Source organism: Candidatus Propionivibrio aalborgensis (assembly GCF_900089945.1).
GTDB classification, from domain to species: Bacteria; Pseudomonadota; Gammaproteobacteria; order Burkholderiales; family Rhodocyclaceae; genus Propionivibrio; species Propionivibrio aalborgensis.
The window spans coordinates 1-12224 of sequence record NZ_FLQY01000180.1 but is presented as its reverse complement, the minus strand read 5'-3'; the positions used below and the strand labels follow the sequence as shown (position 1 = coordinate 12224).

Annotated in this window: 11 protein-coding genes and 1 tRNA gene; 1 reads left to right on the top strand and 11 read right to left on the bottom strand. The window is 57.8% G+C overall.

The window, feature by feature from the left end; translation table 11 throughout:
• Nucleotides 1–263 precede the first annotated feature (263 nt).
• The 7 genes from PROAA_RS09705 to PROAA_RS09675 all read right to left on the bottom strand — a co-directional run bounded on the left by PROAA_RS09705 (nt 264) and on the right by PROAA_RS09675 (nt 7766).
• Nucleotides 264–339, bottom strand: a tRNA-Thr gene (locus PROAA_RS09705).
• A 118-nt stretch (nt 340–457) separates the two neighbouring features.
• Nucleotides 458–4522: a pilus assembly protein gene (locus PROAA_RS09700; RefSeq protein ID WP_186411151.1), complete on the bottom strand. Its 4065-nt coding sequence runs from the start codon at nt 4520–4522 to the stop codon at nt 458–460.
• Nucleotides 4523–4537: 15 nt separating this feature from the next.
• A complete protein-coding gene (locus PROAA_RS09695) occupies nt 4538–5188 on the bottom strand; it encodes a pilus assembly PilX family protein (protein ID WP_186411150.1) in 651 nt (216 codons plus the stop codon).
• A complete protein-coding gene (locus PROAA_RS09690) occupies nt 5185–6261 on the bottom strand; it encodes a PilW family protein (RefSeq protein ID WP_186411149.1) in 1077 nt (358 codons plus the stop codon). Before PROAA_RS09690 ends, PROAA_RS09695 begins: the two co-directional genes overlap by 4 nt.
• A 6-nt stretch (nt 6262–6267) precedes the next feature.
• Nucleotides 6268–6702, bottom strand: a complete 435-nt coding sequence (locus PROAA_RS09685) for a type IV pilus modification PilV family protein (RefSeq protein WP_186411148.1) — start codon at nt 6700–6702, stop codon at nt 6268–6270.
• A gap of 13 nt (nt 6703–6715) precedes the next feature.
• On the bottom strand, nt 6716–7267 hold the full coding sequence (locus tag PROAA_RS09680) for a GspH/FimT family pseudopilin (protein WP_186411147.1): 552 nt from the start codon (nt 7265–7267) through the stop codon (nt 6716–6718).
• A gap of 55 nt (nt 7268–7322) precedes the next feature.
• Entirely contained in the window at nt 7323–7766 is a 444-nt protein-coding gene (locus tag PROAA_RS09675; RefSeq protein ID WP_186411146.1) for a type IV pilin protein, read from the bottom strand.
• Between the two features lie 192 nt (nt 7767–7958).
• Between PROAA_RS09675 and PROAA_RS09670 the strand changes: the two genes are divergently transcribed.
• Nucleotides 7959–8657 (top strand): energy transducer TonB, encoded by a 699-nt coding sequence (locus tag PROAA_RS09670; protein WP_186411145.1) that lies wholly within the window; start codon nt 7959–7961, stop codon nt 8655–8657.
• A 121-nt stretch (nt 8658–8778) separates the two neighbouring features.
• Here PROAA_RS09670 and ispH read toward each other — a convergent pair whose 3' ends face one another.
• The 4 genes from ispH to PROAA_RS09650 all read right to left on the bottom strand — a co-directional run.
• Nucleotides 8779–9702: a 4-hydroxy-3-methylbut-2-enyl diphosphate reductase gene (gene ispH, locus PROAA_RS09665; protein ID WP_186411144.1), complete on the bottom strand. Its 924-nt coding sequence runs from the start codon at nt 9700–9702 to the stop codon at nt 8779–8781.
• An 8-nt stretch (nt 9703–9710) separates the two neighbouring features.
• Nucleotides 9711–10166 (bottom strand): FKBP-type peptidyl-prolyl cis-trans isomerase, encoded by a 456-nt coding sequence (locus PROAA_RS09660; protein WP_186411130.1) that lies wholly within the window; start codon nt 10164–10166, stop codon nt 9711–9713.
• Between the two features lie 8 nt (nt 10167–10174).
• Nucleotides 10175–10714 carry a signal peptidase II gene (gene lspA, locus PROAA_RS09655; protein WP_186411143.1) on the bottom strand — a complete coding sequence of 180 codons (540 nt, stop codon included), beginning with the start codon at nt 10712–10714 and terminating at the stop codon, nt 10175–10177.
• The coding region (locus PROAA_RS09650) for a class I tRNA ligase family protein (protein ID WP_186411142.1) at nt 10683–12224 on the bottom strand (1542 nt) is incomplete at its 5' end. The genes PROAA_RS09650 and lspA, both read right to left, overlap by 32 nt.

Sequence of the window (12224 nt, the reverse complement as noted above, 5' to 3'; positions counted from 1 at the left end):
GCCGAACAATCGCTGGTTATCCCGCAGGGCTGGTATCGCAGCGGACGCATCGTTGAGATCTGTACGGACGCTGCCAGACGCGTAAAACTGTTGCACGTGCTTGAGGATGGTCCGGATTTCGAGCGGGCGAGCTTCACGACTCCCCAATAACGCCAAGTACGTAGCTCCGAGCTGGGCCAGCAACCGATTCGCTTACTGTTGACACAATAGCCAGAAAGCACTTGGCCCAACTTTTACGGGTTGGGCCAAGTGCTTGGTATGACTGGTGCCGCTGGGCGGAGTCGAACTGCCGACCTTCGCATTACGAATGCGCTGCTCTACCAACTGAGCTACAGCGGCAACAAGGGCGCGATTATACCGTCACCCCCGCTAACGATCAATTGACGTTTTCCGACGCAATCCGAAACACGGCCCCAAGCGATGATTGATACGCCTTGGGGCCTAGAGTCTCGAAGGGTTAATCGGGCAGCAGCTCTCGCCAGATAACGCGTTTGCCCGTGAAGGCCGATCCAGAGGCCTTGATCTGCACGTTCGGGTCGATCTGGGGTGTCGGATTCGTAGCGGTAACCACCTCGATGATCGGTTTCCCAAGGATGTACAGCACGTTGATACCGACGATCGGAGAGCTGTAGTGAGTCGACACCAGGGTCAAAGGTCCGACATAACCTCCTGTTTCGTAGTTGACGAAATTCAGCCAGCCAGAACCACCCGGCGAACAGACGGTGCTGGAGGGGATGATCGAGGCGAAAATAAGTGTGCCCTGAACCAATTGCATGTCGATATTGACACGCTCACCCTCGTAGGTGGACGTGACGGAGTCGACCAGATCGATGTACCAACCATTACCACTGGTGAAGTCCACTGCATTGTTGCTCCCGTTCCGGGTGGTGCCTGAGACAGTCAGGGTTTGCGCTACCAGCGAGGTTCTGGCGTTGAACAGCGTGCCCGAGGTACTGTAGTTGTCCTTGATGGCGTAAACCGTTTGTTGAGACGTGTCGGTAAGATCGCCGACTTCGAGATATTTGCCAGTGCCGACAAAAACGACACGCTGGTTCTTGATCTGCCCCAGTGTTGGCGTCGTGGTTACCGGCTGCGCATTGCCGAGCGAGTCTCTGAGGGTGGCGAGCAAATCCGTAGTTCCCGAATTGATATCAAAACGCCAGAGATTTCCGAGCAGATCACCACCATAGATATAGCCCGCCGTATTGTCTGTTCCGCCAAAATCGTTCCATGCGGCGATTTTAGCCAGACCGCTGGGTGTGGTTGTACTGCCCACTCCGGTATCGTATTCGCTGATCTTGGCACCTGTTGCGGCGTTAAGTACGTACAGCGAGCCGCGTCCGGTGCCTGGGCTGGTGTTGTTATAGCCCGAGGTCAGCACGACCACCCAAGTACCACCAGATTTCTTAGTGATGATCGGCTGCCCATAGCTATAGCCCAGGTTCGAGAAACCTGTTGTCGCCGAAGAGATTTCCCACAACAGCGTCGGGTTGACCGGATCGGTGATGTCGAGCGCGTAGTAGCTTCGTCCGCCGGCATTCAGTCCGCCGACCAATATGGTTTTCCAGACGGCGCTTGCGGTGACGGTGCAATTGGCCGTACAGATGTCCGAAATAGTCGGGCTGCCGTTGACGAAGTTGGTGTGGGACGTTGCGTAGTTTTTGTCGGCAAGCTTCCACATATTTGGAATAACGACGCTTGGCACGTAGGCCCAGCGCTCAACGCCGGTGTCAGCAGCAAAGGCGTGCATCATGCCATCGTTGGCACCCATGTATACCGTACCGGGTCTAGTGGCCTGGGCGGTCTTGAATTCGGTGTATCCGGGGTCAGCATAGCTGAATACCGGTTTGCTGATAAAAAATGGTTGTGATTCAAGAGGGTCGCCCAGCGCCGCTTCGCGGTAGCGATACAACCGGTCGGTTACTGTATTGCTGCCCCGATCTTCATAGCCGGTTTGACCACGCAGGAAATTGAGCAGGTTTGCGCTAGCGGCGGTTTGTTGCGTACTTGTCAGCAACCCCCACTGGCTCAGCGTATTGATATGCGCAGCCGAAAAGTTCGTGGGATTGGCCAAGGCATACGCGGCGTCAAAGTCGATGAGGGCGGTGCCCGAGCTATTGGCGGTTTTGATCGTCCGCGTATCGCTGGTGGCAGCCACCATGCCTGGCAGCGTTCCGGTGCAGGCCACCGGAAGTTGAACGGAGCACTCATTGGTGGTGCTATTAAAGATCGCTGGCGCCGTGCAAATGGTCGCGTTTGAGCCTGGTGTCACGCAGTAGTAGACTGTGCTGCTTGAGCTGTTGTCGGCAACCACAGTGCCGGTTGTGCAGGAGCCGCCCGTAATGTTTTCGACACACCAGGTTGCTGTATCGCTAACCACCCCGCTCCCCGTGTCGATCGTTCTCGCCTCGAGATTGCCCTGCCACTTCGTAGTGGTGTAGCTGGCGACGTAGGCAAAGTTGTTGCCAGCGACCGGGTTCAAGGTGCTAGTTGCTGCCGCCGCTGCTGCTCCAATTTTGGCCGAAATGGATGTGAGTGCTTCCTTGAGCCCGGTAATGATTTCATCGGGGTTCTTGGCTGAGAAATAAGTACCGTTGCCATCTACAGCCGCGTGCCAGAGGTCGTCAATCCGCTCTTCGTCCGAGTTGGTAATCGGGTTGGGCCAATTGACACTATTTAAGCCATTCTTCAGATCGTAGAAGTCGCCCGAAGTCTGGGTCTTGTAATCGGAGGAGTACTCCAGGGTCCCGTTGGCGCCCAGTCCCATGGTAAAGGTCACCATGTTCTGCGTCGGGAATTCGAGTGGGGTTCCGCATACATCGCCCGTGCTGAAATCGGGACGCGGCCCGCCTGTGCAGTTGCTAAATGATGCATCATTACGCAAGTCCGTGGTGTTGTAATACATGGCGATGTCAGCCAAGGTATTGCTCGCGGCAGTTGGTCCTTCGAATTTCGGCCGCGGGGTAGAACCGCCGTCCTGATTGCCGACAGTTGTTGTTCCATCCACCCTGTAGGGGCCGTATTTGGGAGAGGAAGAAGAAGATTCTTCGTTGGTATTCCAGTAACCGTCTGTGGACAGGATGGTGAAATTCTGTTGGCAGGAATACTGTATGGGATCCGTCTGGCCCGAGATTTTTCCTGCGTAAAATTGCCCAGCCTTCGACAGAGCACCGCGAAGAGGGGTCCAGTGGGTCGGGTCACCCTTGAAAAGCGACTTAAACCAATTGTTTTTATGCGTCAACTCAAAAGTATCAATATGCCGAAAATCGTTCCCGTCGGTAACGCCTTGATAGCCGATCGTGCTGTAGCCGACGCGGAAATGATTGTCGATTTCCTGAAACGATCGACTCACCGAAGTTTTCATCGCCTGCATACGGGTGTGGTAGTAGGCCCACCAATTGGCGTAATTGGTCATTTCTTCCACATAAGTGCAGGTGCCGCCAGTGCTACTGGCCACGCAGTCGGTACGGGTCGTAGCGGCGGCAGTAGTGCCTGGGTAGGGGTAGCTGTTGTTAGTGGAAACGATGTCGGTGAGCACATTCGAACCTGGTACGGCCGTGCCGCCCGAAAAAGCACCTGAAGACCAGGTCGCGCTGTTTTGAGAGAAAGTCATTGAGGTGACTGTGGCAGAGTTAAAGGCGGTCCCGGCAGGTGCAGTGATGGTGATGGCGCTGCCAGTGCTGGAGGCCGAGAAACCATTGCTACCAACCCTCTGTTGAATTCGATTGGCCAACTGGCTAGTACTGGTACAGTTTGAGTTGTTGGTTGTGCCGGTAAGGATTTCCGTGCCATTCACTTGGAGCGAATTGACACGCACGCAACCGCCCGTCGTTGTCAGAATATTTAGGGTTGTAGTGGGAGCAGCAAGACTCATTCCCGGATAGCGCATGTACTGGTACGTTGGGCTTCTTATTAATCTGCAGTTGGTCAGCGCCGTGCTGTTGCACCAGCGCAAATAGGCGGGGTAAGAGTATGTGGTCGTGGGAGCGGTAGCCACTTGGCAGGTCTTGAGATCTGATTTGGTGCAGTACTCGCCCGCTATGAAGGTGTAGAACGATGCGTTACCTACCAGATTTGAGTGTGATGTGCTCTGGATGCCATAGCCATCATTCTTGACGTATTTCCAGTTCGGTTTGGTTGTGGCGTCGGCGCCTGTAGCCGTTGTTTGACCGGTCTGGCTAGGGTAGGTGGTAGTGTTGAGAGAACCATCGGCGTCGAAAAGAACCGGCGGTTTGTAATTAATCGCCGGGTTGTAAGTGACGCCATTGTAATTGGCATTCTTAGCCAGGTTAGCTGAGCCGCTGGTTGCCCAATCCGGAAGGTAGTCCCAGTCCATACTACCCGAATCGTCAAGTATGAACATGATATTGGGTTGAACGGTGCTGGTTGTCGAGGTTGCCAGCGGCGCGGTGGCCAGGGCCACCGACGCGGCATGCAGGGGCGTCGTCAGGGCCAACTGGGCGACTAGCAGGGCGCCGAGAAGACGGCGGGCGGTAGCGAAATTGTACAAAGCGTTCTTCATCAATGCCTCCTGATGCTAATAGACCATGGCCTGGATGTAGCTGATGGTGTTCTTGGGGCCGGTAACGCGTACGGTCACGCGGTACTGGGGGGATTGCCCGGCAGCGGGACAACCTGGTCCCGCACAGATTTGCGATGGCAGGGGAACGGCTTTCCCGCTGTTGTCAGTGGCGGCGCCGCTGAACAGACAATTCGGTTTGGACACGACCTGGTTGGCAACACGGCACATGCGCTGAATGACAGAACGGTAGGTATTGCCGCTGTTGTCGGTGGTTGCGGTGGAACTGACGCCGTCCACCCAGGTTGTCGTCGCAAAAAGATCCAAGGTCGGGTCCACGTTGGAGTAGTACCCGGTAGCGGCGTTGGTGACATTGAAGATCTGGGTGGCATCCAGATAGACATTCTTCGGCGTCGCCAGAGCATCGTTGGCTGCTTGCATTGCGGTCATCACCGCGACTGAATTTTCAACGCCGCCGTCGGCCGATGTGGTGGCCGCCTGGCGGAAGGCCAGATTACCCGAAATAAGCGTTGAGGTATCGACCGAGCGTACAAGTGCGAGTGCTGCCAGCGACATGGCAACCAGCGCGATGAGCGCAAAGAACAGCACCAGCCCGCGCTGGGTGCCGGCACCCCGGTATTCTGTGCGGCTGAAGGAAAGGTTGTTCATAGTGTCTCCCACGCCCAGATCATGTTACGCAGTGGAATGATCGTTTCAAAAACCCGGTAGCGATAGCGTGCCCAGTCGGCGTCGTTGCTCAGATCGATGGTCGGCGCTGGCGAAGCAATAAAGGGGGCGACCAGCGGGTTGGGCAGCGCTGAAGTGGCGTCCCAGGCACACAATCCGGCCGGGGGGACAAGGGGTAGGGTTGTCGAGCTGCAAGCGACGGTAACCGGATCCTTCTCGAGCTGCTCGTTGCGTGCCACCACGGCGATGCGAATGGCCTTGATGCGATTGCGATCGGCGACCAAGGGCGCGGCCCAGCCCGAAGCGGCAGTGGCGTCGACCCACTGGATAACCTGATTGGAACTGGCGACGGCCGAGATGCCGTATTGCGCCTGCAGATTGACGACGCCGGCCACCGTGGGGACACCATTGACCTCAAGGTTGCCATTGACGACCTGATAAGTGATCTGGTTCCACTGCCCCAAGCAAGCCAGATTGGCACCGGGCACTACGCCGGCGGTGCTTGCCAGTTGCACACCGGTAAAATCCGGCGGGCTGCTCAGACCGGTGACCGTCGTTGCGATGCACGCCGCACCGTTGATCACCAGCGCTACTTGAGGGCCCGGTGGAGGAGCCTGGCAGCCAATATTGACGTCGACAATTGCAGTCGAACCGACCACCGAAGTGATTATCGATGGAATTCCGGCGATCGGCGTATTGCCGTAGCGGATGGCAACGGTGTCACTGGCGCCTGCTGCTGCGCCGCCATCGGTAATGATTACCGGGCTGAGGTCGACGCCTGCTGCGATGACTGGCGACGGATTGCACTCGAGCGCCGAATCCGTTGCGGGGAGCAGGCCAAACCCGGCCATTTGCATGTCGCGGCCGATCATGTAAAGCGCGACGGAGCCGCTGGTCTGGGCGTCTGCCGATCCCATCGTGCTGCGTTTCTGCCCTTCAAAAACAGTGAAAACCTGCATGATGACCAGCGTCGTGAGCAGTCCGATGACCAGAGCGACCATGATTTCGACCAAGCTGAAGCCGGCTTGACCGGGTTTAACGCATCTTGATCTCATAATTATCTAGCCTCCGGCAATGCTGGCTGTCGTGGTAAGGCAATGCGCGACAGTCATGAAGCACGGCGGGGTCAGGTTGCTTGCTGCTGCCGTTTCTCCCGGCGCGGTCCAGCCAACGGTCACGACAAATTGACCGATAACGGGTTGATTGACCGTTCGCAATCCACCAGGGAGCAACGATGAAATGTCCGTCGGAGCTGCAATGGGTTCAAGGTAAGACAGAATGTTTGTCGGATCGGACCACATCCGTCCAATGCGCTGTTGGGCGATGTAGCTGGCGTCGGCCCGGTATTTGGCGTCGGAAGTGCTCTTGATCATCGCGGCCTGCAAACCGACGATGCCGAGAACGCCCAGCGAGAAGATCAGGATGGCGATAAGCGATTCAAGCAAGACAACGCCCTGTTGCGATGCGGGGGAGCTGGAATGGTTTGTGTTGTGCATGGTTGAATTCTCGTCAGACGCAATAGCGAAGATCTGTTGGATCGGAAACGGTGGGGTCGCACATGCGTGCGACGCCGCTGACTCCGATCGTTACTCTTAAATCGCGACTATCCGCAGCCGGAAGCGCAGTGGAGTCGAAGTCAACCTGCGTGATCGACGCCGTACCATCGGCATTGGCCACCACGGTGCCGAGATTGCTGAAGGTGATTGTTGCCGTGGGTGCGGCCGGCGGGACTGCAGGAGGCAGTGTCGTGCGGGTGATGGAATCCAGGATTTCTTCGGCGGGCCTCGACTCGATCACCGAGTTGTCGCTGACCTGGCGGATCGTCCAGAACGACCCGCCACCGAAGGAAAAAGACACATTGGTGTTGCGCACCACCGCCTCGGCACGTGCTCTCTGCATGCCGTTGACTGTGGATTCGGCCGCATTGCGAATGTGCGTGTTCTGGATCCAGGTGCGAAAACTCGGCATGGCCAGCATCAGCGTAATGGCCACCAGCGCAATGCCGATCAGCAGCTCGATCAGTGAAAAGCCTGATGACCTGGTTTTGCGTGTCGGACTCAAGAGCTCACTCCTTCGCGGGTCCAGGGTGAATTCGAATCTTCGATGGAGTGCAGAGTCAACATACGCCGCCCTTCTTGGTTACCCAGCAGGCGGCATTTCCGGCCCATCCCTTGGTGCTGGCGGGTGGGGTCGTAGTCGTCGCTCTCGCGCCCGCTTGATTTATGGTGAAAGCAAAACCGGCCATGGAGGCCTTGCCTGTTGCTTCAAGCGTGTAAGTCGTGGCAGTGGCAGCGGCCGGGCACGAAAAATTAAAATATTCGCTCGTTGTGGTGTCTAAATCGCAGTCATTTGTCTGTGGGGCGACAGCCAGGTAAGTACGGTTGTCCTGAAAGAACTGTTCCATCTTCACTCGCTTCGATGCGAGGCCGGACGTTGCGTCGGGGATCTTCCCGCGGGTAATGTAGTCGGAGTACGAAGGGAGAGCGACGGCGGCGAGTATCCCGATGACTGCGATCACGATCAGCAGTTCGATCAGCGTAAAGCCCTTTTGTGTTTTCATGACCAACCTCAGCAATAATTCGCAGTTAAACACCAACGTACAAGTCAGGCAGAATCAGCGCAAAGGAAACCCGTTGTCCCGGCACCTGCTGCATTCTCGGCAAACGCAAAGCACTACAATTCTTTCTCGATTGAATAATAGCGATTGAAATTCTTTAGTAAAGTTGCTGCGACATACGGTCCATAATTCTGTATGAATGGTCAATTGCAGGCTTTTCCAGCTCTGGCGCATGAAATTGGAGCGGGCGTTCCGCGGCAGCCAGGAGCCTATGGATTCCCGCGACTTCTTGCCGCGCTGCTCTTCTCGTGCCTGTTGCATCTGATCGTTGTCGTGCTTCCGTATCTTGTCATGCCGACACGCTTCCTGATCCATGGGGGAGCCAGCACAGATCCCTACGCACTCTCGGCAAAGCTGATTGCGCCGGGCGAGACCGGTGCCAGAGCGGTTGTTGCAGTTTCGCCCGTCGGAGCTGTTCCTAAGCCCAAGAAATCGGCGAAGTCAGCAACTCCAGCGAAGTTGCCGGTGTCTGCTGAAGTCGATCCTCAGCAAACGCAGACAACGCCAGTTGAGGTTGTGCATGACAAAAGTCTGCAAGCCGATGAAGGAACTTTTTATCCGACTAGTCAGTTGGCCTATTCCCCGTTGCCGTTGAACGAGATCCTTCTGGGGGAACCCGAGGTTTCATTTATGACGGCGCACGGGGGCATCATTTTGACGCTCTGGATCGACACGCTTGGCGAAGTGCTTGAGGTCACTGTGGAGACCACCGACATTCCGGAGGAAATCGCTGACGGGATCATCAAAGCGTTCAGGCAGCTCCACTTCAAACCGGGAGAGTTGAACGGCCGTGCCGTTGGTGTCGTGATGAGGATCGAAGTCGGCGTGGACTAGGGAAATGCCGGGGAAGTGCTTGGGAAGTGCCGGGCATCGAAAACGCGATGCAAGCAGCATGGGAGTTGCCCACTGGTTCAATTCCCGCCGGCCACAACAACACAAGAGTCTGAAATCTGAATCAGCCCTGCAATTCTTTCGGCAAGGCGAACGTCACGTTCTCTTCCACCCCGTCAAGCTGGCGAACCTGATCATTCTGCCCGACGCTCAGCTTGTCCACGACGTTCTTGACGAGTACTTCCGGCGCTGAGGCGCCGGCCGTGACGCCGATGCGCTCGACGCCGGCGAGCCAGGCCGGGTCGATCTGCTCGGCGTTGTCGATAAGGTGGGCTGTGGTGCCAAGATGTTCGGCCACCTCGCGCAGCCGGTTGGAGTTGGAACTGGTCTGGCTGCCAACGACGAACACGACGTCGGTATCGGCCGCCAGTGCCTTGACCGCGTCCTGGCGGTTTTGTGTGGCGTAGCAGATGTCGTCGCGCTTGGGGCCGATGATCTTCGGGAAGCGTTCCTTCAGGGCGGCAACGACATTTTCGGCGTCATCAACCGACAAGGTGGTTTGCGTGACGTAAGCCAGTTCGCTGGCAGGATCGATGTCCAGTTGCCTGGCGTCGGCAACGGTTTCAACGAGGTACATTCCTTCCTGACTCTGCCCCATCGTTCCTTCGACTTCGGGATGCCCCTTGTGCCCGATCATGATGATCCGGCGACCCGCTTTCCGCATTTTCCCCACTTCGACGTGAACCTTGGTGACCAGGGGGCATGTGGCGTCGAATATTTTGAGGCCGCGCATTGCCGCTTCCTCGCGTACTGCCTGCGAGACGCCGTGGGCGCTGAAAATGACCGTACAGCCAGTCGGCACGTCGGCGAGATCGTCGATGAAGATGGCGCCTTTGGCGCGAAGGTCGTCGCAGACGAACTTGTTGTGCACGACTTCATGGCGGACATAGATCGGCGCGCCGAATTTTTCGAGGGCGCGCTCGACGATGGCAATGGCGCGTTCGACGCCGGCACAGAAGCCGCGTGGGTTGGCGAGAGTGATTTGCATGGCGGACCTTACATGATGCCGATGACTTCTACTTCAAAGCGGATCGGCTTGCCGGCGAGCGGGTGGTTGAAATCAAAGAGCGCCGTGGTGTCGGACAGTTCGCGCAGGAAGCCGGCGAAACCGGCGCCGCCATCGGGCGCGCCAAACTCGATCAGCGAGTTCTCTTTGAGTTCGACGTCCGCAGGCAGGGCACTGCGCGCAATACGTTCGACAAGTTTCGGATTGTGTTCGCCAAAGGCTTCACTGGAATCGAGCTGAAATACCCGGCGCTGTTGGACCGGCATCCCGACGAGGCAATTCTCCAGCGGTGCAGCCAGCTGGCCGCTGCCCATCTGGAGCGTTGCAGGCGAAAGGTCGAAGGTGCTGACAAACTCATTCCCTTCGCCATCGGACAGACGGTAATGGAGCGTCAGGTAGCTGTCGGGGCGTACCGTTTGCACGGGTAAGTCGTTGGGTCGTTGCATGGAGTGAGTCACCGTAAATCGTTAGAAACATCATGGGCGGATTTGACCGCGCCATCCGTCGAGGGTTTCCCTGCAAATTGATCCCAGGCCAGCAGGATGGCGCCAATGGTGATTGCCGAATCGGCCACATTGAACGCCGGAAAATAATAACCCGCCATGTGCCACTGGACGAAATCGACCACCGCACCGAAGCGTATGCGGTCGATCACGTTGCCGAGTGCACCGCCGAGAATCAGGGAAAGCGCCAGCGAGAGGCGGAACTCGCCACTATGGCGGCTGAGCATGCCGACGATCCAGGCCGAGACCCCCAGCGCCAGCACCGTGAAGAACCAGCGCTGCCAACCGCCGGCATCGGATAGGAAACTGAACGCCGCACCGGGGTTGAAGGTCAGCACCCAATTGAAAAACGGTGCGACATAGCGCGAATCTCCCACTTGCAGTACACCGAGAACAATCCACTTGCTGACCTGATCGAGGGCGATGATCGCTCCGGCCAGCCACAGCCATGGCTTGATGTTACGCGCAGGCACGGGATTCCCCCTGACCATGCAGGTTGCTCACACAACGCTTGCAGATTTCCGGGTGTCCGGGGTCCTGGCCGACGTCTTCGCGCACATGCCAGCATCGGCCGCATTTGGCGTGGCACAATGCGCTGCATTCAAGTTTTTCCTCGGCACTGCGCACCAGGCTGGTCTTCGAGCAGATGAGGACAAAGCGCAGGTCGTCGCCGAGCGAAGCCAGAATGTCGTACTTCTCACCGTCGGTATGGATCCTGACCTCGGCTTGTAGCGACGAGCCAATCAGGCCTGCGACGCGGAGTTCTTCGAGGGCGCGCGTCACCTCTGCGCGGTAGAGCCGGATCTTGCCCCATTTGTCGAGCAGCAGGGCTTCGTCAGCCGGCGCGGGAAGCGCCTGCCAAGTTTGCAGCATGACTGACTCGGTCTTGCGCGTCAGCGTCTGCCAGACTTCCTCGGCGGTGAAAGAGAGAATCGGCGCCAGCAGTTTGACGAAGGCTCGAGTGATATGCCACAGCGAACTTTGCGCCGATCGGCGCGCGGCGGAGTCGGCGGCAGCCGTGTACAGGCGGTCCTTGAGAATGTCGAGATAGAAGCCGCCAAGGTCTTCCGAGCAGAAGGTTTGCAGCGCCTGCACGACGCGGTGGAATTCGTACTTGCCGTAGTCGGCCTCGCACTGTGCCTGCATCTGGCGCGTCATGGCCAGCGCGTAGCGGTCGATTTCAAGCCATTGGTCCGGTGGGAGCAAATTTTTGCTGGCGTCGAAATCCGAGGTGTTGGCGAGCAGGAAGCGCAGCGTGTTGCGCATGCGGCGGTACGATTCGACAACGCGTTTGAGGATTTCGTCGGAAATCGACAATTCGCCCGAGTAGTCTGTCGCTGCGGTCCATAGGCGGAGGATGTCGGCACCCAGGGTGTCCGATACCTTTTGCGGCGCAATGACGTTGCCCTTCGACTTGGACATCTTCAGTCCCTTGCCATCGACGACGAAGCCGTGCGTCAGCAAGGCCTTGTACGGTGCGCGGCCGTCAATCGCACAGCCGGTCAGCAGCGAGCTCTGGAACCAGCCACGATGCTGGTCCGAACCTTCCAGGTAGAGATCGGCGGGGTAGCAGAGTTCGGCCTGATGCGACCCGCGCAGCACGCTGGCATGCGTAACGCCGGAGTCGAACCAGACATCGAGCGTGTCGCTCATCTTGCGGTAATGGTCGGTGTCGTCGCCCAGAAGCTCCCTCGGGTCGAGTGAGAACCAGGCTTCGATGCCGGCCTGCTCGACGCGCAGGGCAACGGCTTCGATCAGCTCCGGCGTGCGCGGGTGCAGCGCCCCCGTTTCTCTGTGCAGGAAGAAGGGGATCGGCACGCCCCAATTGCGCTGGCGCGAAACGCACCAGTCGGGGCGGGTTTTCATCATCGCTTCCAGACGTGCGCGACCCCAGGCCGGGAAGAATTGGGTTTCGTCCACCGCGCGTTCGGCGATCCAGCGCAAGGTGGCGGCGTCTTCCTTGTCCTTGTGATCCATGCCGACGAACCATTGCGTGGTGGC